General features: G+C 68.8%; 18 protein-coding genes. 3 read left to right on the forward strand and 15 right to left on the reverse strand.

From position 1 onward, the window contains the following. Positions 1-24 precede the first annotated feature (24 nt). The 13 genes from sctT to WS51_RS07605 all read right to left on the reverse strand — a co-directional run bounded on the left by sctT (position 25) and on the right by WS51_RS07605 (position 13,043). A complete protein-coding gene (gene sctT, locus WS51_RS07545) occupies positions 25-834 on the reverse strand; it encodes a type III secretion system export apparatus subunit SctT (RefSeq protein ID WP_059449531.1) in 810 nt (269 codons plus the stop codon). Beyond that, positions 828-1,502 (reverse strand): hypothetical protein, encoded by a 675-nt coding sequence (locus tag WS51_RS07550; RefSeq protein WP_059544084.1) that lies wholly within the window; start codon positions 1,500-1,502, stop codon positions 828-830. The genes sctT and WS51_RS07550 overlap by 7 nt, the downstream gene beginning before the upstream one ends. After that, positions 1,495-2,880 carry a type III secretion system ATPase SctN gene (sctN, locus tag WS51_RS07555; RefSeq protein WP_059449529.1) on the reverse strand — a complete coding sequence of 462 codons (1,386 nt, stop codon included), beginning with the start codon at positions 2,878-2,880 and terminating at the stop codon, positions 1,495-1,497. Before sctN ends, WS51_RS07550 begins: the two co-directional genes overlap by 8 nt. Next, complete coding sequence (gene sctL, locus WS51_RS07560) at positions 2,877-3,506, reverse strand: type III secretion system stator protein SctL (RefSeq protein ID WP_060022475.1); 630 nt, start codon at positions 3,504-3,506, stop codon at positions 2,877-2,879. Before sctL ends, sctN begins: the two co-directional genes overlap by 4 nt. Next, a complete protein-coding gene (locus WS51_RS07565; protein WP_069228884.1) occupies positions 3,488-4,228 on the reverse strand; it encodes a SctK family type III secretion system sorting platform protein in 741 nt (246 codons plus the stop codon). Before WS51_RS07565 ends, sctL begins: the two co-directional genes overlap by 19 nt. Continuing rightward, the gene (gene sctJ, locus WS51_RS07570) at positions 4,225-5,109 is read right to left on the reverse strand and encodes a type III secretion system inner membrane ring lipoprotein SctJ (protein WP_059449526.1); all 885 of its coding nucleotides are present in this window, start codon (positions 5,107-5,109) and stop codon (positions 4,225-4,227) included. Before sctJ ends, WS51_RS07565 begins: the two co-directional genes overlap by 4 nt. 53 nt (positions 5,110-5,162) lie before the next feature. Further along, entirely contained in the window at positions 5,163-5,636 is a 474-nt protein-coding gene (locus WS51_RS07575) for a hypothetical protein (RefSeq protein ID WP_069228885.1), read from the reverse strand. Positions 5,637-5,760: 124 nt separating this feature from the next. Further along, positions 5,761-5,973, reverse strand: coding sequence for a hypothetical protein (locus WS51_RS07580; RefSeq protein WP_059449524.1), 213 nt, complete (start codon positions 5,971-5,973; stop codon positions 5,761-5,763). 143 nt (positions 5,974-6,116) lie between these two features. Continuing rightward, the gene (gene sctD / locus WS51_RS07585) at positions 6,117-7,463 is read right to left on the reverse strand and encodes a type III secretion system inner membrane ring subunit SctD (RefSeq protein WP_059978140.1); all 1,347 of its coding nucleotides are present in this window, start codon (positions 7,461-7,463) and stop codon (positions 6,117-6,119) included. Further along, positions 7,444-9,483 carry a type III secretion system outer membrane ring subunit SctC gene (gene sctC, locus WS51_RS07590; protein ID WP_059506691.1) on the reverse strand — a complete coding sequence of 680 codons (2,040 nt, stop codon included), beginning with the start codon at positions 9,481-9,483 and terminating at the stop codon, positions 7,444-7,446. Before sctC ends, sctD begins: the two co-directional genes overlap by 20 nt. Next, positions 9,483-9,761: a type III secretion system export apparatus subunit SctS gene (gene sctS, locus WS51_RS07595; protein WP_006751731.1), complete on the reverse strand. Its 279-nt coding sequence runs from the start codon at positions 9,759-9,761 to the stop codon at positions 9,483-9,485. The genes sctC and sctS overlap by 1 nt, the downstream gene beginning before the upstream one ends. Further along, positions 9,758-11,971 carry a type III secretion system export apparatus subunit SctV gene (gene sctV / locus WS51_RS07600; protein WP_069229159.1) on the reverse strand — a complete coding sequence of 738 codons (2,214 nt, stop codon included), beginning with the start codon at positions 11,969-11,971 and terminating at the stop codon, positions 9,758-9,760. The genes sctS and sctV overlap by 4 nt, the downstream gene beginning before the upstream one ends. Before the next feature lie 238 nt (positions 11,972-12,209). Next, positions 12,210-13,043, reverse strand: a complete 834-nt coding sequence (locus WS51_RS07605; protein WP_069228886.1) for a helix-turn-helix transcriptional regulator — start codon at positions 13,041-13,043, stop codon at positions 12,210-12,212. A gap of 280 nt (positions 13,044-13,323) precedes the next feature. Between WS51_RS07605 and WS51_RS07610 the strand changes: the two genes are divergently transcribed. Then, entirely contained in the window at positions 13,324-14,229 is a 906-nt protein-coding gene (locus WS51_RS07610; RefSeq protein ID WP_059449603.1) for a helix-turn-helix transcriptional regulator, read from the forward strand. Positions 14,230-14,314: 85 nt separating this feature from the next. On the opposite strand, the gene WS51_RS07615 is transcribed toward WS51_RS07610, so the two are convergent. Both WS51_RS07615 and WS51_RS32470 read right to left on the reverse strand, forming a co-directional pair. Next, positions 14,315-15,961 (reverse strand): NRAMP family divalent metal transporter, encoded by a 1,647-nt coding sequence (locus WS51_RS07615; protein ID WP_069228887.1) that lies wholly within the window; start codon positions 15,959-15,961, stop codon positions 14,315-14,317. A 105-nt stretch (positions 15,962-16,066) separates the two neighbouring features. Continuing rightward, complete coding sequence (locus tag WS51_RS32470) at positions 16,067-16,204, reverse strand: hypothetical protein (RefSeq protein WP_167357966.1); 138 nt, start codon at positions 16,202-16,204, stop codon at positions 16,067-16,069. 1,068 nt (positions 16,205-17,272) lie between these two features. Between WS51_RS32470 and WS51_RS07620 the strand changes: the two genes are divergently transcribed. Continuing rightward, positions 17,273-17,542 carry a hypothetical protein gene (locus WS51_RS07620; RefSeq protein ID WP_059769224.1) on the forward strand — a complete coding sequence of 90 codons (270 nt, stop codon included), beginning with the start codon at positions 17,273-17,275 and terminating at the stop codon, positions 17,540-17,542. A 109-nt stretch (positions 17,543-17,651) separates the two neighbouring features. Next, positions 17,652-19,136, forward strand: a complete 1,485-nt coding sequence (locus WS51_RS07625; RefSeq protein ID WP_069228888.1) for a carbohydrate porin — start codon at positions 17,652-17,654, stop codon at positions 19,134-19,136. The last annotated feature ends 56 nt before the right edge of the window (positions 19,137-19,192 follow it).

A 19,192-nucleotide genomic window follows, 5' to 3' on the forward strand; every position in this document is an offset into this window, starting at 1 on the left:
GGGCGCTCCGGTTCCGGCCCGCCGTCACGCGCCGCCGTGCGCGGCGAACAGCGCGCGCAACAACGCCATCAGCCCGCTGTCGGGGCTCAGCAGCGCATGCAGCGATGCGTACACCACCGGCAGGAACAGCACCATCATCAGCACCGCGAGCGCGCTCTTCACCGGCTGCGCGAACACGAAGATGTTCAGCTGCGGCACCGCGCGCCCGACCAGACCGATGCCGAGCTCGACGAGCACCAGCACGATGATGACGGGCGCGACGAGCTTCACCATCCATTCGAAGATCGTGTCGGTCTGCCGCACGACGAAGGTCTCCAGCATCGACGAAAAATCCGGGCCGAGCGAGCCGATCGGCCACCACGCATACGACTGCGCGAACAGCTGCACCAGCACCTGCAGGCCGCCCGCGGTGACGAACAGCGCGATCGCGACGAAATTGAGGAACCCTGACGTCGGGCCGCCCTCGTGCCCGCCCATCGGATCGAAGAACGCGGCGCTGCCGCTGCCGGTCTGGAAATCGATCACGTAGCCGACGCCCTGGATCGCGAACAGCACCGCACTGAATGCGCCCGCCAGCAGCATGCCGACCACCGCCTCCTTCGCGACGAGCAGGCACCACATCAGGAACGGCAGCGCGGCGACTTGCGCCGGGTCGATCACCGGCGCGACGAACGCGGCGATCACCACTGCGATGCCGTTGCGCACGAGGCCCGTGACGATCTGCTCGTTGAACACCGGCACGACGAACATGATCGGCAGCAGGCGCGGCATCACGTAAAGCAATGGCCGCAGCGTGCCGGCGATGTCGTTGAAGTTCGCGGCGTGGTCTAGCATCGGCGGTCCGCGGCGGCCGGTGCCGGGGCGTCGGCGGAAACGGTCGAGTCGCGCGTGTCGATCGCGCCGGTCGCGTCCGCCATGTCGGCATCCGCCGGCCGCGGCACCATCTCCGCATCGAATGCGGCGGCCATCCCGGGCTGCCCCGACGCCTGCTCCCGCGCGTCGCCCGCCCACACACCGGCGGTCGCGAAACGCCGCACCGCATGCGCATCCGCGACTTCGTCGGCATCGCGCTCGACCCGCGCGGCACGCGCCTGCAATGCCTTCTCGCCCGCCTTGTCGAGCTTGTCCTCGGCGGCCTTCGCCTTGCGCGCGGCGCGCTGGAGGTCCGCGAGCGTCGCCTCGTGACCGCGATGCACGTGCGTGGCTTCGCTGACGGACGCGTTCGCGACGCCGATGTGGCGATCGAACGTGCGCGTGTCGGCCGCGGCGTTCTGCAGCGCGCGCGCCTCGCGCACGTCGTCGGCGAGCCGCGTCTGGATCGCGGCCTTCGCGGCGACCTGCCGCGCGAGCTGCGCATGGGCCGCATCGAGCGCGCGCCGGCTCTGCGCGGCGATGCCCTGCTGGCGCGCGGCCGCCACGCGCGCGATCTGGCTGCGCATCTCGCGCACGCGCTTCAGGCGCGCGAGCGTCGCTAGCACGAGACGGTCGTCGGCTTCAGACATGATCGTTCGCGAGTTTCGTCAGCTTCGCGAGCAGCGCGTCGAAACGCACGTCCTCGTGCGACGCCTGCGCGCAGAACGCGCCGATCGCATCGCGCGCCCGCAGCGCGAGATCGCCGAGCCGGTCGCTGCCTTCGCGGTACTCGCCGATCTGCACCAGCAGCTCGATCTCCTGGTACTTCGCGATCAGCTCGCGCACGCGCGCGGCCGATTGCTGATGCGCGCGGCTCGCGACGAGCGGCATCACGCGCGACAGGCTCGCGAGCACGTCGATCGCCGGATAGCGGTTCGCGAGCGCGATCTTGCGCGACAGCACGATGTGCCCGTCGAGAATCGATCGCACTTCCTCCGCGATCGGATCGGATTCCTCATCGCCTTCGACGAGCACCGTGTACAGCGCGGTGATCGAACCGGTCGCGCCCTGCCCCGCGCGTTCGAGCAGGCGCGGCAGCACGGCGAACGTCGACGGCGGGAAGCTGCGCCGCGTCGGCGGCTCGCCGCTCGCGAGGCCGACCTCGCGCTGCGCGCGTGCGAAACGCGTGAGCGAATCGACCAGCAGCAGCACGCGCTTGCCCGCATCGCGGAAATGCTCGGCGATCGCGGTCGCGACCAGCGCGGATTTCACGCGCTCCATCGCGGGGCGATCGGACGTCGACACGACGACGATCGACCGCGCGCGCACCTCGGGCGACAGGCTGTGCTCGATGAACTCGCGCACTTCGCGGCCGCGCTCGCCGACCAGCGCGATCACGTTCACGTCGGCCTGCGCACCGCGCGCGATCATCCCGAGCAGCGTGCTCTTGCCGACGCCCGACGGTGCGAAGATGCCCACGCGCTGGCCGACGCCGAGCGTCATCAGGCCGTCGATCACGCGCACGCCGGTCGGGAACGGCGTGTCGATCATCTTGCGCGCGAGCGGGTTCGGCGGGTCCTGCTGCGTCGACACCCACGCGGCGCCCGTCACGGGGCCGCGATCGTCGAGCGGCCGGCCAAGCCCGTCGAGCACGCGGCCGAACAGCGCCTCGCCGACCGGAAACACATGCTCGCGCCCGGACGGCACGACGGTCGTCTCCGGCGACAGCCCGGCCACGTCGCCGAGCGGCGTGAGTAGCGTGGTCTGCCGCGAGAAGCCGACCACTTCGGCGAGCAGCGTCGGCTGGTTCGGCGTGCGCAGTTCGCAGATCTCGCCGAGCCGTGCGCGGATGCCGGTTGCGTTGAGGATCTGGCCGACCGCGTGATTGACGCGCCCCTGCACCGACACCGGCGAGAAGAACGCGAGCCCGGCATCGAGATCGCCGACGAGGCGGCCGCGATCGAACGGCGCGGCATCGTCGTCGAGCGCGCCGCCATCGGATTGCGGATCGTCGAGCGGCGCGTTCATCGCGTCGTGCCCTTCAGCGCGTCGCGGCGGATCGCCTGGCGCAGCGCGTCGATCTGCAGGTCGAGGCTCGCGTCGATGCGCCCCGACGGTGTCTCGACCGTGCACGCGTGACGTTCGAGTTGCGCATCCTCGACGATGCGGATCCGTTGCCGGTTCGACTGTCCGGCGAACGCGCGATCGAGCGCGTCGCGCATCTCGTCCTCGCGGCCCGGCGCGACCCGCACGATCAGGAACGCCTCGTCGCGCACCAGCGGCGCGATCCGCGCGAGCGCGGCCTCGTACAGCTTCTGCGTGCTCATCTCGCCGACGATCGCGCGCACGGCCTTCACGACGATGTCGGCCATCGAATCCTTCATCGACTCCATCGTGCGCGCGGCGGCCAGCGCCTGCGTATACGTCTGCGCGGCATGCTCGCGCTGCGCGCGGCGCATGCCTTCGTCGTAGCCCGCCGCCTGGCGCTTGTCGAATTCGCGCTGCGCATCGGCGACGATGCGCGCGGCCTCGTCGCGCGCGGTCGCGATCACCGCCGAGGCATCGAGCAGCGCCGCGTATTCGCGCTCCTTGAGCACCTTGCGCTCGGACAGCAACTGCAGGTTTTCGCTCGTGATCAGAAAAGCCAGTCCCATGACGCAAGCCTCTCGGGAATCAGAAACAGGAACAGCAATTCGCCGAACTGGTCGCGTTGCGCGCGGTTCAGCCAGTACGGCGCTTCGTCGTCGATCGCGCGGTTGAATTTGAGGCGCGCGCGCCGCGCGACCGCATCGCCGGCCACGCCGACGAAATCCGCGAGCAGTCGCCCGCCGCGCGCACGGATCACTCCAGGCAGCGCAGCCGGATCGGCACGCCACGGTTCGAGCGTATCCGCGAGCGCGCCGAATTCCGGCGCGCGCTCGAGCGCGAGCTCCAGCGCGTCGCCGCCGAGCTTCGCGGCGACCTCCGCGCGAATGCGGCGCACGCTCAGCGCGTCGCGCAGCCAGCCGCGATGCAGCAGCAACCCCGCATACGACGCGAGCTGCTCGAGCGCCGCGCCGGGCAGCAGCGCAAGCCGCGCGCATGGATTCGCGACGTCGAAGTCGTGTTGCCCGGCCACGCCGTTCACGTCGAGCAGATGGCGCGCAAGCAGCTTGCGGCCGGCCGGGCCGAACGCGTCGGGCGACCGATAGCGCACGGGCCACTCGGCCGGCACGCGCGTCACATGCAGATAGCGGTCGGGCCGCAGGTTGAATTCGCAGACGAGCGCGTGAAACGCCGCGCGCCGCGCGGCGGGCGGCGGCGCGAGCGGTTGCAGCCACGGCAGCGACGCGGCATCGGGCCGGTCGACCGGCGGCAGCGCGGCAGGGTCGCTCATGCGCCGTCGCGCGCGCCGTCCGGCGTGCGCAGGCCGCCGCCCGACGACGCGGATGCACCGCCGGTGGCGTTCGCGCCGCGCGGCGTGCCGACCAGCGCGGCGAGCCGCGCGCCGAACATTCCGCGCCGTGCGGCCGACAGCGCGATCACCGCGCAGGTCAGCAGGATCAGCGCGAACACCAGCCAGCCGAGCGGCGAGCGCAGCCGCAGGATGTCCGACACGGCGCTGCCGATGCCGTCCACCCGCGTCGTGCGCGCGGCGGCCGGCTGCAGGAACAGCGACACGTTGTCGTACTGCAGCCCCTCGATGCTGTGCGCGACGAGATCCTTGACCATCGGCGCCATCGCGCGCAGGTCCACGCCGGGCCGATAGCGGATGTACACGGCCGCCGACGACGGCTTGATCTTGTCCGCGAGCGGATCGTTCTCCGGAATCACGACCTGCACGCGCGCGACCACCACGCCCTCGATGTCCTGCAGCGTGCGCGACAGGTCCTGCGACACGCCGTACAGGTAGCGCACGCGCTCCTCGGCCGGCGTCGACACGAGACCCTGCTTCTGGAACAGCTCGCCGAGGCTCGCATAGCTCGGCTTCGGCAGCCCGTTCGCCTGCAGCACGGTGAGCGCCGACTGCATGTCGCCGTCCGCGACGCTCACCTGCCATGCGTTGCGATCCGACGTGTCGCGCGCGTCGTTGTCCTTCGACGCGCTGATGCCCGCATCGCCGAGCACGGCGACCATCTGGTTCGCATCGCGCTCCGACAGGCCGGAGTACAGCTCCTTCTGGCAGCCGGCGAGCAGCGCGAGCAGTCCCGCGAGCAGCGCGCGCGCTGCCCGGCTGCGCCACGCATGCATGCGCGGCGTCGAATCGATCGTCGTCATCGTTTGTCCGCTTCAGGGCGCGCGGCCGCTTCAGGCACGCGCACCGGCCTTCGTCACTCCTGCGTCTTCAGCACCGTGTGCGTGAAGCCGTTCGCCGCCTGCGCGACCGACAGGCTCAACTGGTATTCGGAAATCGTCGTGGTCGCCGTCCACTGGAAATCCATCGCCTTCACCATCGTCATCAGCGGATCGCTGCGGTTGTCCGCCATCGACGTCAGCATCTCGGTGCGATGCTTGTCGATGTTCGCGTACCGCGTGTCGAGATCGTTGCCGTACGTGCGCAACCGCTCGACGAGCGACGACTGGTTGGCCTGCGCGGGCGTCATCTGCACCGCCGGCGCCGCATCGGCCGCCACGCGCGACATCGCGACGCCGGACGCCGACGTTGCGGCCGGCGACGCGCCCGCCTGCATCAACGCATCGAACTGGCGCACCTGCGCCGGATCGGACGCCGCGCCCGCCTGCTGCACGGCGCCCGCGAGCGCGGCCGCGCCCGGCGGCGCCGCGCCTACGCCTGTTACCGACATGATCGTGTCCTCCTTGACCGGCAGAGCCGGAAACGAGCCGGCCGGCACACGCGTGCGCCCCGCCGGGCACCCGTCACGGGCGGCCCCGGCATGTGGCGTCGCGCGGCACGGCCGGCGACCGGCGTCATGCGCGGCCGGCGGAACTCAGGTGTTGCGCAACCTGGGCGTTCGCCGTCCCTTCCTGCGCGGTCACTGCGTTACTGGTTTCGAACGTCGCGGTCGACTGCTGGACCTGGAAGTTGATCTTCGTCAGTTCGAGTTGCGTCTTGGTCAGGTCGTCCGCCTGCTGTTGGACCTGGGTCGTGTCGTTCGGACCACCGGCTGCTGAGGCACCCATATTTCGCTCCTTTGCGTAAAGACATCATCCACATTCCGGCGGCGGCCCCATGCCCCACCGGCGACGTGACGCGCCGCATGCGCGCGGCGTGTCGCGTAATGCGCGCACCGCGCGACGCGCGATGCGCAGATCCTGTCGCGGCGCTAGTGCGCCGCCTCCTTCGATGCGCCGGCCGCCCCGACCGCCGGCGCCGCCGCATCGGGCAACAGCGTCGGCCCCGGCACCGGCTGCGCGACACCGGTCGCCGCGCCGCTCGCGAGCGGCGGCACGGGCGGTGCTGGCACCCGCTCGGGCGCGCTCGCGGACGGGCCGCCCAGCGGCATCGTGATGCGCTGGCCGTTGCGCTCGAACACGACTTCGTCCGGTCCGATCGACACGACGGTCGGCCCTTCCTTCAGCCGCGCCCCTTCGAAATAGCGGCTGCCGTCGGCCGTCTCGATGTAACGCTGGTCGCCGTCGCCCGCGAACACCGTCGTGATCTCCGGAATTCCCGCGACGCCGCCAAGCGTCGTCGCGGTGCGCGGCGCGGCGGCATCGGCGTCGCGCACGTGGTCGACCACCTCCAGCGCCGGACGCGCATCCTTCATGTAGTTGCGGATGCGCGGCTCGATCTGCGCGCGCTCGGCCGCGCCCGTCAATTCGATCCGCCCGCGGCCCAGATAGGTGACCGTCAGTGCCGTATCGCTGAAATACGTCTGCGCGGTCGCGACGAGATCGCTGACGACGTAGATGTTGCCGAGCGCCGCGTTGTCGACGCCCGCGACGATCTGCGCGACGCGTTCCCGCGCGGCCGGGTCGCTCACGTAACCCGACACGATCACGCCGTCGTCGCGCGGCGCGACGGCGAGCTCCGGATACGCGTGCAGCAGCTGCTGCAGCCGGTGCGTGCGCGCGAGCACCGATTCGTGTTGCCAAGGCAGGCGCCCCGACCACGCGACGAAACCGTAACCGAGCGCGCCGAGCAGCACGCCGATCCACAGCGCGACGACCGCGATCACGAGCCGCCGGCTGCCCAGACGCCGCAGCCCGCCGGTGAGCCAGCCAAGCCAGGCGGCCTCGCGCGCGGCGTCCGGCGCGTCGGCCTCGTCGGGCACCGCGACGCTCGCCTGCGCGTGACGCGCGATCCCGAGCTTGATCGAGCCGACCGTCACGACGTCCTGCGGCGTCATCGAGCGGCGGCCCGCGCCGAGCGGCTCGTCGTTGAACAGCACGGGCGCGCCGCCGTCGCCGCCGTGGTTCTGCACCGTCACCGCGAGCGCGCCGACCTGCAGGCACACCTGTTTCGCGCCGATCTCGCGATCGGGCAGGATCACCTCGCAGTCGGCCGCGGTGCCGACCCAGTTCGCGCCGCGCGCGAGCGACATCGTGCGGCCGTACATCGGTCCGCTGAGGAAGCACAGGTTCCACGGCGACGCGAGGGCGGCCGACCCCGCGCCGGCGCCACCGGGCAAAGCGCCGTCGCCGTGCGGATCAATGATGGTCGTCGACATGAGTGGACGCTCCTGCGGTCGTCGCCACGGGCTGCGCGGCCGAATCCTTCGGCGGCGGCAGCGCGGGCGGGCCGAACTTCGTGCCGGGCAGCGGCGCGGGCGTGAGCGGCACCGCGATGTCGTTGTCCGGCGGGCGATACATCGACGTGCCGTCCGAACCGGCCGGCCCGTCCACGCCCGGATTCACCGGCGAGCCGTCCGGCGCGTACATCGACGCGGTCGTCACCACGCGCGGCGTCAGCAGGTAGAACCGCTCCATGTGGTTGCCCGACTTGTCGGTGTACTTGAACAGGTTGCCGATCAGCGGAATGTCCGACAGCCACGGCACGCCGCTCTTGTTCAGCCGCACCTCGTCGTCGTTGAAACCCGCGATCAGCAGGCTCTTGCCTTCGTCGATCATCGTCTTCGTGACGATGTTGCGCTGCTGGATCACCGGCACGTTCGACACGGCCTGCCCCGGCACGATGTTGCCGTCCTGGATGTCGATCGACATCATCACGCTCTGCGGATTGCCGGACACGGCAGCCGCGTTGCGGATCGCCTCGTCGACGATCATCGGCGTCACCTTGATGCTGGTGCCGGTCGTCACGCTGTACAGCGACGAATCCTGGTAGCCGGGCACCTGCACGTAGAACTGCGTGAGGTTCTCGAGAATGGCCTCGGTGTTGTCGAGCGCGAGCACCTTCGGCTTCGAGCGCAGCTGCGCCTGCCCCTTCTGCGCGAGCGCGTTCACGCGCGTGAGCAGGTAGTTGCGCAACGACCCGCCGATCGACGCGGTCAGCGCGATGCCGGTCGGCATGAAGGTGCCGGTCTGCCCGGTTTCCGACGTGCCGATGCCGAACGTCAGCGGCGGATTGCCCGCGCCGTTGTACTGCGTGTTGCCGTTCAGCGGGTTCTGGCCGTTGCCGATCTGCACGTCGCCGTGCGTCGTGTGCAGGCGCCAGTCGATCCCGAGGCTGTCGAGCGAATCCTCGTTGATGTCGATGATCGTCACGTTGATCTCGACGATGCGCGGCCGCTCGTCGAGCTGATTGATCAGCGACTGGTAGCGGTACATGTTTTCCGGCAGGTCGCGCACGATCACCGCGTTGATCGCGGGATCGGCGACGATCTGAGGCAGCGTGTCGCCACCGCCGCCATTCGAGAACGGCGAAAAACCGCCCGCGCTGCCGTCCGCGCCACCATAGCCGCCCTGCCGCGGGCCGCCGGAAATGTCCGGGAAGTCCAGTCGCGGCACCGCGATGGTCAGCCCCGAGCCGAGCTTCACCTGGCGCGCCGCCTGCCCGAGCGGCGTGCTCGACGGCAGCTCGTTCGTGCCGCCGCCCTTGCCGAACAGCCGGCGCAGGATCGTCGCGACGCCCGGCACCGTCACTTCCTTGCCCGAGCGGTTGATCGTGAAGTCGGACGCCCAGCCGTACTTGAGCCGGAACGCGCGGATGTCCGCATGCGCGCCGTTCGCCGACGGATCGCCGACCGAGCCGACCGCCTGCCGCACGAGCTCCACATAGCGGCGCGGGCCGGCCACGTACACGCTGTTCGCGCGATCGTTGATCACGAGCGTGTAGCGCTTGTCGGGAATCTGCATCGCCTGCAGCGCGCGGCCGATCTCGCCGGCCGAGTTCGGCGGAATCGGGATCATCTGCGTCTGCGACTGGTCGGCCGGGTCGACGTACAGGAACGAACCGTCGTAGTACCACGTGAGACCGTAGGTCGAGCAGATCGTGTCGAGGGTCTGCTGCGGCGTGCCCGAGAAACGGCCGCTGATCACGCCGTCGACTTTCGGATCGACCACGGCCGTCACGCCCTGCGACGACGCGAGTTCGCGAATGAAGTCACCGATCTTCTTGCCGTTCGCGACGATCGTAAACGGCTTGTTGCGCCAGCGCAGGTCGGCCGCGCGCGCCGGATGCGCGACCGTCATGCACAGCGATGCCGTGAGCAGCGCGGTCGCGCACATGGCGAGCGCGGCCCGTTGCAGGCGGCGCGGTTGAAACCGGATCGGGGCGACGCGTCGACGCATCAAAGCACTCCTGTGGAAGAAACGAACATGCGTTCCAGCGCCTGCTGCGCGAAGCGCAGCACCTCGCTGCCGAGCCAGCCCGACAGCAGCACGAGCGCGACCATCACGGCGATCAGCCGCACCGCAATGCCGATGTTGGCGTCCTGCACCTGCGTGACGGCCTGCAGGATCGCGACGACCAGGCCGGTGACGGTGGCGATCAGCACGATCGGCAGCGACAGCAGCAGCACCAGCATCAGCGCCTGCCGCGTCAGGTCGAGGATCGTCGAGCTCGTCATTGCGCGACTCCCGGCGTGCGCACGCCGGCGCCCGCGCCGAGCGTGCCGTCGTCGGGCGGGTTCTTCACCCAGCCGACCGTGTGCAGCTGCACGTCCTCTTCTATTTCCTGATACGACAGCACCGCGAGGTCGGGCAGCACCGGCTGCAGGATCGTCTTCACGTAGCGGCGCGCGCCGAGCGCGACCATCACCGCAAGGCGTGCCGCGCCTTGCGGGTTGCCGTGGCCGCCCGCGCCGGCCGCCTGCGCCGACGTCGCGGCCTGCACGATCGCGCGCACCTGCTCGCCGATGTCCTGCTTGATCGCGCTCGACAGCGCGAGGAAATTGCCCTGTTTCGTGCGCATCACCGCGTTCTCGATGCGCTCCTGCAGGTTCTGCTCGAACAGCACGACGCGCAGTTGCCTTGCGGCGCCCGCATGACGATCGGTGATCATCCGGCGCAGGTCGACGCGCACCAGCTCGACCAGCGCGATCACGTCGTCCGGTTCGTTCGGCGCCCAGGTGATCAGGCTCTCGAAAATCACGCGCAGGTTGCGGATCGGCACCTGCTCGGCAAGCAGCCGGCGCAGCACCTCGGTCACGCGCTGCAGCGGCACGAGCCGCGTGAGTTCGCCGACGAGTTCCGGATGCTCGCGGCGCACCAGGTGCACGAGCGCCTGCGTTTCCTGGATGCCGATGAGTTCATCCGCATGCTGGCGCACGATCTGTTCGACGTGCGCGGCGAGCGCGCCTTCGCTCGTGAGCCACTTGCCTTCCGGCGCCGCGCCGTCGGGCTTGATCCACAGCGCGGTCGCGAACGGACCGAATGCCTCGGCCGGCTGGCGCTCCGCGCGCTCCGGCAGCGGCGCGACGCCGTCCCACAGCAGCCAGCCCGGCTTTAGCGCACCCTGCGCGGCGAGCACGTCCTGCAGGTAGATGCGGTACGTACCGGCCGGCGCGCCCTCGTCGTCATTCAGCGTGATGCGCGGAAACACCGTGCCGATGTCCGCGTCGACGCGCGCCTTCGCGCTCGACAGCGCCGCCTGCAACTGCGCGAGGTTCAGCGTCGTGCGCAGATCGTCCGACAGCGACACCGCGATCAGCGACGTGACGCCCGCCGCGTGCGACACCTTTGCGGGCTGGCCGTCGTCGCTCGCGCCGATGCGGCCCGCGATATGTATCAGGTTGAAGCTCGGCGCGGTCGTCTTGCGCTTCAACTGCGTGAACGCGAACGCGCCGAGGCCGACCGCGATCAGCGCGAACGACCACTTCGGAAAACCCGGCACGACGAGAAAGCCCGCCAGCACCAGCGCCGCGATCAGCAGCGCGCGCGGATGCGCGCCGAGCTGCTCGCCGAGTTGCTCGCCGAGCTGGCGCTGCCGCGTGTCGCGCGTCGCGACGCGCGTCGTCACGATGCCCGCCGCGATCGACACCAGCAGCGACGGGATCTGCGACGCCATCCCGTCGCCGACCGTCAGGATCGCGTAACGTTGCAGCGCCTCGCCGATGTCCATCCCGTGCATCAGCGTGCCGACCGCGATACCCGCGACGATGTTGATGAACGCGATCACGAGGCCCGCGATCGCGTCGCCCTTCACGAACTTCATCGCGCCGTCCATCGCGCCGTGCATCTGCGATTCCTGCTCGAGCTTCTCGCGGCGCTCGCGCGCTTCGTCGGCGCTGATGATGCCCGCGCGCAGGTCCGCGTCGATGCTCATCTGCTTGCCCGGCATCGCGTCGAGCGAGAAGCGTGCGCCGACTTCCGCGACCCGTTCGGAGCCCTTCGCGATCACGATGAACTGCACGACCGCGATCACGAGGAACACCACGCCGCCCACCACGACGTTGTTGCCGACCACGAGCCGGCCGAACGCGTCGATCACGTGGCCAGCGTTCGCATGCAGCAGGATCAGCTTGCACGACGCGATGTTCAGCGCGAGCCGGAACAGTGTCGTGAACAGCAGCAGCGCGGGAAACGACGAGAAGCTGACCGCCGACGGCACGTAGGTCGACACCGTGAGCAACACGACGCTCGCGGCGAGATTCAGCGAGATCATCCCGTCGAGCGCGGCTTGCGGCAGCGGCAGGATGAACAGCGCGACCACCGACACGATGAACCCGGCGAGAAACAGGTCGGCGCGCGGCGATGCCCCGAGACGTCGCCCGGACACGCTGCGGCCGGCGGAGAAGATCCGCTGCCAGTCGCGAGGGAGCGCCTTCGGTTCTGCCATCGTGCCGTCGTCCTGTCGTTGTCGCCGGCGGGCACGGGCCGTCATGCCCCGTGTCGCGCGGACCGTTGAATGGGACGAGTGTAGCGACGCGAAACCGCGCAAAAACGGATGCGCCTCGTAGCGGCGCGGCGGTTTTCCTGCGACGATTCGAGCCGACTACGAAACCCGGCGACCCTCGCTCGCACGCATCGCCGGAACCGCTTCCATCGCGCGGCAGACGCCGCGCGCGTTGACAGGGTCAGGACTCCAGACGGCGTGCAGCGAGATACGCGAGCTGCGCGCGATTCCGGACGTTGAAGAGTTTTTCGAGCGAACGAATATGGTGCCCGACCTTGTGCAGCGACGTGCGCAGCGCGCTCGCGATCTCCTGGTCGGACAGCCCGTGCACGAGCCGTTCGAGCACCTGCTGCTGCTCGTCGCCGAGCGCAAAGCCGCGCATGCGCGCGATGCGCGCCTCGAGGAACGGCAGCGCGACGCGATGCACGGCGAGGCTCACCGACAGCGCGCCGCCGATCACGCGATCGTCGATCCATTCGGTGCCGTGCGCTTCCGACGTGACGTTCACCGCGACGCGCAGATCGAGCCGCGGTGCCGACAGGCTGAAGATCATGCCGCTGTTCATGGCATGCGCACGCAGATGGCCCGCCAGCGCGAGCACCTTGCGGTCGCCGCTGCCCTGCGCGGCCGACTCGATCTCGTCGAGCCGCCATGCGACCGGAAAGCCGCTTTGCCGCACCTGCGCGAAACGCGGGTCGTTCTCGTAGAGCATGCCTTCGATATATGGCTGCATGAACGTCACGGGCGCGAGGTCGCGCAGCAGATGCGCGCACAGGATGCGCCGCCCGATCATTTCATACGCGCCGTAACCGAGCGTGCTGAAACCGATTTGCCGCAATCGGGCATGGCATTGGGCGAAATCGACGGGAGCGAGGTCGGATTTACCGGGCGCGAATTGAATGCCGGTAAAAACGTCGCGTTCGATTGCATGAATTTCTTTCGAATAAGCGGCAGCGACCGCGATATCGGCTTGCGAGAACCACTCGACGCGTGGTGCGTCGTCAGCATGTGTCATGAGGAGCCCACCCTTTCCCAATATGTGAACCTGCCCCGTCACGATCTGGTCTTTTCTTTATGATTTTCTGGTCATCTCTATACCGGTGCGAATATGAACCTTTCGCCCGCATTAGTATTACGGCATATTACGCGTACACAGGCATTTTTGTACAATGCCCCCGCGTTTCGTCTGGATGATGATCGGCGCATATCATAAAGATGCTCGATCGCATCGTCGCGAGCGCCGTGCACGACACGGCTGCCGCCACGCGATGCGCGTCGATTCCGAGGGATGGCTCATGTCCGATATTGCAATGCAAGAAGAAGCGGTCGCCCCAACACTGGCCCGTGCGTCGCGGCGGACGCCCGCCTGCGCCGACGTGTCGAGAGAACGCCAGGTGCAGGTCGTCTGGTGCGACGACGTGAAGCGCGGCGACATCGAGCAGCCGCACGCGCCGAAGCTCGGCGTTGCCGATACGCTCGCACATGCGCAGAGCACCGCGGAACGCAACCGGATCGTCACGAGCCTGCTGCATCTGACGGGCTTCTCGACGTTCGCGTACTTCGCGCTCGAATTCTCGCGCGAGCGCGTCGAAAGTCTCTACCTGCACGAGGCGTTCACGCCGTCCACCTATCGCGGCGACTACGTGCGGCACAACCATCACGACATCGATCCGCGCACGCTCGGCGCGCGCGTATGCAACATGCCGATCGTGTGGGACCTGCAGCAGCTGCGCCGCGAACACCGCGAACGCGACGACGGCCCGTGCGTGACGCCGGCGGCGCTCGACGGCTTCCTGCAGACGATGCAGGACGACGGCATGTGCAGCGGGATCATGTATTCGATGGCGGTGCCCGGCACGCGGCTGCACGCATTCATGAGCTTCACCGCGCCGCGCCGCACGCGCGAGTGGATCACGCCTTCGACGATCGAGCAGGCGCTGTCGATCGGGCTGTCGGTGCACAAGTTCGCGTCGCCGCAACTGATCGCGACATCGCGCGAACGCGCGGTGAACGGGCTCACGCCGTTCGAACAGGAACTGCTGCTGGGCATCGCGGAAGGCGCGTCGGACAAGGAGATCGGCCGGCGCCTCGACACCAGCGCGCACAACGTCGACTATCACCTGCGCAAGCTGCGCAAGCGCTTCGGCGTCGCAAACCGGATCCAGCTCACGTACCTGACGTCGAAGCTCGAGTTGATCTGACACGCGCGCGACGGGCCCGCGAAAACGCACATGCCGGCCTCGCGGGCCGGCATGTGCTCACATCTGGCGATGACGCCGCGCGGCGTTACTTCAGCAGCGTCATCTGCACGACCTTGACGATCACGAGACCGACGGCGATCACCAGATAACCGCGCAGCACGGCCATCCACACGCGTGTTGCGACCGTCATGTTCTGAGGCTCGAGAGAATCGAGCGGCGGCATGCGCCAGGTTTCGCGCAGCGCGCGATCGATGCCCGGTTCGACGACGCGCTTGTTGCGGCGAATCAGCACCGTCGCGAGATAACCGGCAATCGCCAGCACGGTGCCGCCGACCAGCACATCGACGATCGCTTCGCCGCTGATGTCCGGATACATCACCGATGCGGTCAGGATGATCGACAGCAGCACGAGCACCCAGATCACCGCGCCCGTGAACACGTTGAGCTTCGTCGAGTTGACCCACGGGCCGAGCACCTGGCGATCGTTGCACAGCACGAGCAGGAACACGGTCGCGCTCGGCAGCAGCACGCCCGCGAGCGTCTGCACCGCTTCGGTCAGCAGGCCGAGCGGGCTGCCCGGAATCAGCACGAGCGCCGCAGCGGCCGCGACGATGCCGAAGTAGACGAGATAGAAGCCCTTCGCATCGGACACGCCGCGATGCAGCGAATGACGGATCTTGAACACGTCGCCGATCGCGTACGCGGTCGACAGCGACACCGCCGCCGCGCCGATGATGCACGCGTCGAGCAGCGCGACCGCGAACAGCGTCGCGCTCGTGCGGCCCGCGTATTTCTCGAGGCCCGCGATCACGCCGCCCGCGTCGGTGAAGCCGCCCGCCTCCGGATGGCCGCCGAACAGCGCGGCGCTGAAGCCGATCATCGCGACCGCGCCGATCAGCACGAATGCGATGCCGATCCACAGATCGACCTTCTCGTACTTCATGAAGCGCGGCGTGATGCGCTTGTCGATCACGTAGCTCTGCTGGAAGAACAGCTGCCATGGCGCGACCGTCGTGCCGACGATGCCGATCACGAGCAGCATCACGTCGGACAGCTTCGCGTGCGCGGGCCAATTCGGCACGAAAAAGTCGCGCGACATCTGCGCCACCGGCGGGTGGATCGACACGAGCACCGGCACCAGCAGCAGGCTCATCACGCACAGCACGATCGCGAACCGCTCGAAACGCCGGAAGTCGCCGGTACTCACCGCCGCCATCGTCAAGGCTGCCGCCACGCACACGCCCGCGACCTTCGGGAGCCCGAAGAAAGCCAGCACGAACGTGATGCCGATGAACTCGGTGACGATCGTCAGCGCATTGAGCAGGAACAGGTCGATCACGCTGAACGCGCCCCAGAACTTGCCGAAGCGCTCGAAGATCAGGCGCGCATGGCCGACGCCGGTGACCGCGCCGAGACGCAGCACCATTTCCTGGTTCACGTACAGCACCGGCACGAGCAGCAGCAGCGTCCACAGCAGCGTCGTGCCGTAGTTCTGGCCGGCCTGCGTGTAGGTGCCGAATGCGCCGGCGTCGTTGTCGCCGACCATCACGATCAGGCCGGGGCCGATGATCGCGAGCAGCGTGCGCAGACGCGCCCACCACGTGCGGCGCGCGGCGGTGTCGTGGTGCGCGATGGTGCCGAACGCGCCGCGGATGTCGCCCAGGTGGGCTTCGTCGAGCACGGCGCTGCGTTCGACGGCGATCGGTGGAGAGACGTTCGATGGCGTGGACATGATGAATTCCGTACGACTGGTTTTTTTATCCGGCAAGCGTGTGGCCTTGGAATGCGCGCGCGGAACGACGCCGTGCGCGCATGCCGAGACGCGCTCGGCGCTTCTTCAGTGGATCAACGATTTAAGGTGGTTCAGCAAACGGGAGAACACCCGCGGACGCGCATCGAGCGTCAGCATCGCGTCGTAATGCGGACGCGATTCCGCGACGTGCGGGAGGTTCGACAGCAGAAGGCCGAAGTTCATGGTCTGGCTCCTGGCGGCACCGGCATGCGTGCCGGCCGCGTGGTGGGCGCGGGGCCAGTCCGGGGCCTTAACGACGTGTCAGGCTAGTCGGCCGGCATGTCCCTGCGACCCGGGTTCAAAAGGGTCTGTTGGTGCAACGGGCATAAGGGACAACTGTCACTGTCGTTCATGGCGGCTCCTGTACGGTGTTCCGGAGAACACGGTTGACCGCCGTCCGGCGCGGGCCGTCGTTCGGATGCATGCGAAACGCATGCGCGAACGCGGCCGCGCGCCGGGCGGCGGCGAAACCGGATGGCGCATGCGCGAACGCATCACGCTAACCGGCGCGAATCAGGGTGCACGTAGGGAGTTGCTGCGGAATACTGCTGCGCGCACCGTTTGCCTGAATGACAAACGGCGGCTTCGATTGAGGCGCGGACGTCGGTCGCTCAGGCGGAAATTTCGTTCGAAGATCGACTACTGCAGGCGTCCAAGGCGGCGGCCCCAAGAGTGAAGATGCCGGATTTTATGAACCGGCCGAAACGGAAGTCAACCCTCCGGCCCCCGCTACGGGGAATATTTTTTTCGTGCCTTGCACGCTGAAAGATTCGCGCCCGAAATGACGCGCCGCAACCTTTCAATGCGCCGCATGACGCGCGCCGCCGATGCGCGCAAGCAACAGTCGCCACGGGCCGCCGGCGCGCGGTCGTGCCGGGCCACGGCCGGCCCTCGACGCGCTGACGGAGCCGGTCCACCCGGCGCAACGCCGCTGCTTTTTTTGCTTGCACCGCAGCAAAACTCGCGACTACAATCCGCCCCAATTCATCGAGGGAGTCCCTTCGTGGACACATGCTCCAGTTGCAGTTCGATGCCGGCCCAGGCCGGCCAAGCCATCGCGAGATAGCAGCAAGACGCATGTCATTCGCCGCTCGCTCGCATTCGTCGGGTTAGCGCGCTTCCCCCGGTGCCGGCATGTCCGGCTCGTCCGTCGCACGCTCCGTTACGTTCCAACCGCCGATCGCAGGCCGCGTCATGCACCCGCGCTCGGTCACGTCGTCCGGCATGCGCCGGACCGGACGGAGGTTCGTCATGTTCTTTCAATCGTTCGCGGCCAGACTCAAGCGACTCGGCCATGTCGCGTCCGACCGCTCGCCGGCATCGCTCCTTGCGCCGCTCGCCAATGCGTTCGGCCACCGGCGCGGCAGCGCGCTCGCGCACCTGCCGGCAGCACTGCGCGTGCTCGACTGCGTGCTGATCGGCGCGATGGCGACCGCCGTCGCGCTCGTTGCGCTGCTCTGCGTCGCCGCATCACGCCTCGGCTTCGCGCACGTATGGCGGATCGGCGGCTGGCTGCCATGACCGGCGGCGCGCAACGCGCGCATCCGTGCGCGCCGCTGTCCGCGCCCGCTGCATCGCTTCACGTGCCCATTTCTTCAGTCTCACTAATCAATCAAACAACGGAGCCCGCATGAAGAATCGCTTCGAATCCGCACCGCGTACACCGCGCCTCGATGCGCTCGCCGCGCTGCTGCTGTCGCTCGCCGCCGCGCCCGCATTCGCGCAATCGACATCGCCGGCCGCCGCGGCCGAACCGGCGTCCGGCGTCAGCGACGCCGCCCCCGCACAGGCCGCCGATGCTGCCGCGCCAGCGCCCACCGGTTTCTGGGAGCGCTCGAACCTGTTCGGCAACATGGGCGGCCTGCGCGACGTGCTCGGCGATCACGGCGTCACGCTGAACCTGCAGGAAACCAGCGAATACCTGTACAACGCCGCAGGCGGCACGCAGCGCGGCGGCGCCTACCAGGGCCTCACGCAATTCGGCTTCAACGTCGATACGGACAAGGCGATCGGGCTGCCGGGCGGCACCTTCAACGTGTCGGCGCTGCAGATCCACGGCACCAACCTCACGCAGCGCTATCTGCAGACGCTGCAGACCGCGACCGGCGTCGAGGCGAATTCGACCACGCGGCTGTGGGAGCTCTGGTATCAGCAGGCGTTCCTCGCCGGCAAGGCCGACGTGCGGGTGGGCCAGCAAAGCGTCGACCAGGAATTCATGGTGAGCCAGTACGCGGCGACGTTCATGAACGCGACGTTCGGCTGGCCCGTGCTGCCGGCCACCGACCTGCCGTCCGGCGGCCCCGCGTATCCGCTGTCGTCGCTCGGCGTGCGGCTGCGGGTGAAGCCGGCCGACGCGTGGACCGCGATGGTCGGCGTGTTCGACGGTAACCCGGCCGGCCGCAGCGACGGCGACGCGCAGGTGCTGAACGCGCACGGCACCAACTTCAACCTGCGCAGCGGCGCGTTCGTGATCGGCGAGCTCCAGTACGCGCTGAACGCGCCGCCCGCCGACCCGAAGGCGCCGCAACCGGCCGGCCTGCCGGGCACGTACAAGCTCGGCTTCTGGTATCAGTCGCAACACACGAACGATCCGCGCGTCGGCACCGACGGGCTGTCGCTCGCGAATCCGGCCAGCAACGGAATCCCCGCCACGCATCGCGGCAACTACGGTTTCTATGCGGTCGCGGATCAGATGGTGTGGCGGCCGTCGGCGGACAGCCCGCGTTCAATCGGCGTGTTCGCGCGCGTGATGGGCGCGCCGGGCGATCGCAACGTCGTCGATTTCGCGGCGAATGCGGGCGTGACGCTCAAGGCGCCGTTCAAGGGCCGCGACGACGATACGGCCGGCATCGCGATCGGCTACGCGAAGATCGGTTCGCATGCGCGTGCGCTCGACGGCGACACCGGCACGTATACGACGCCCGGCTATCCGGTGCGCCGCGCGGAAACGGTGATCGAGGCGACCTACCAGTACCAGGTCGCGCCGTGGTGGCAGTTGCAGGCCGACCTGCAGCACTTCTTCCGGCCGGGCGGCGGCATCCCGAACCCGAACGCGGCCGGCGCGCGCATCGGCGACGAAACGGTGGTCGGCGTGCGCACGACGATCACGTTCTGACATCCGCGCGTGCGACACGGGCCGGCTCGCCGCGCGCGCGGCCGTCCGGCCCGTGT

The organism is Burkholderia territorii, assembly GCF_001718335.1.
Lineage (GTDB): Bacteria > Pseudomonadota > Gammaproteobacteria > Burkholderiales > Burkholderiaceae > Burkholderia > Burkholderia territorii.

Excerpts from the sequence above, each read along its gene's own strand:
- sctT (WP_059449531.1), bottom strand. The coding sequence starts at position 834 with ATGCTAGACCACGCCGCGAACTTCAACGACATCGCCGGCACGCTGCGG.
- WS51_RS07565 (WP_069228884.1), bottom strand. The coding sequence starts at position 4,228 with ATGAGCGACCCTGCCGCGCTGCCGCCGGTCGACCGGCCCGATGCCGCG.
- WS51_RS07550 (WP_059544084.1), bottom strand. The coding sequence starts at position 1,502 with ATGTCTGAAGCCGACGACCGTCTCGTGCTAGCGACGCTCGCGCGCCTG.
- sctD (WP_059978140.1), bottom strand. The coding sequence starts at position 7,463 with ATGTCGACGACCATCATTGATCCGCACGGCGACGGCGCTTTGCCCGGT.
- WS51_RS07625 (WP_069228888.1), top strand. The coding sequence starts at position 17,652 with ATGAAGAATCGCTTCGAATCCGCACCGCGTACACCGCGCCTCGATGCG.
- WS51_RS07620 (WP_059769224.1), top strand. The coding sequence starts at position 17,273 with ATGTTCTTTCAATCGTTCGCGGCCAGACTCAAGCGACTCGGCCATGTC.
- WS51_RS07605 (WP_069228886.1), bottom strand. The coding sequence starts at position 13,043 with ATGACACATGCTGACGACGCACCACGCGTCGAGTGGTTCTCGCAAGCC.
- WS51_RS07615 (WP_069228887.1), bottom strand. The coding sequence starts at position 15,961 with ATGTCCACGCCATCGAACGTCTCTCCACCGATCGCCGTCGAACGCAGC.
- WS51_RS07610 (WP_059449603.1), top strand. The coding sequence starts at position 13,324 with ATGTCCGATATTGCAATGCAAGAAGAAGCGGTCGCCCCAACACTGGCC.
- sctS (WP_006751731.1), bottom strand. The coding sequence starts at position 9,761 with ATGACGAGCTCGACGATCCTCGACCTGACGCGGCAGGCGCTGATGCTG.
- sctC (WP_059506691.1), bottom strand. The coding sequence starts at position 9,483 with ATGCGTCGACGCGTCGCCCCGATCCGGTTTCAACCGCGCCGCCTGCAA.
- sctN (WP_059449529.1), bottom strand. The coding sequence starts at position 2,880 with ATGAACGCGCCGCTCGACGATCCGCAATCCGATGGCGGCGCGCTCGAC.
- sctV (WP_069229159.1), bottom strand. The coding sequence starts at position 11,971 with ATGGCAGAACCGAAGGCGCTCCCTCGCGACTGGCAGCGGATCTTCTCC.
- WS51_RS32470 (WP_167357966.1), bottom strand. The coding sequence starts at position 16,204 with ATGAACTTCGGCCTTCTGCTGTCGAACCTCCCGCACGTCGCGGAATCG.
- WS51_RS07580 (WP_059449524.1), bottom strand. The coding sequence starts at position 5,973 with ATGGGTGCCTCAGCAGCCGGTGGTCCGAACGACACGACCCAGGTCCAA.
- WS51_RS07575 (WP_069228885.1), bottom strand. The coding sequence starts at position 5,636 with ATGTCGGTAACAGGCGTAGGCGCGGCGCCGCCGGGCGCGGCCGCGCTC.
- sctJ (WP_059449526.1), bottom strand. The coding sequence starts at position 5,109 with ATGACGACGATCGATTCGACGCCGCGCATGCATGCGTGGCGCAGCCGG.
- sctL (WP_060022475.1), bottom strand. The coding sequence starts at position 3,506 with ATGGGACTGGCTTTTCTGATCACGAGCGAAAACCTGCAGTTGCTGTCC.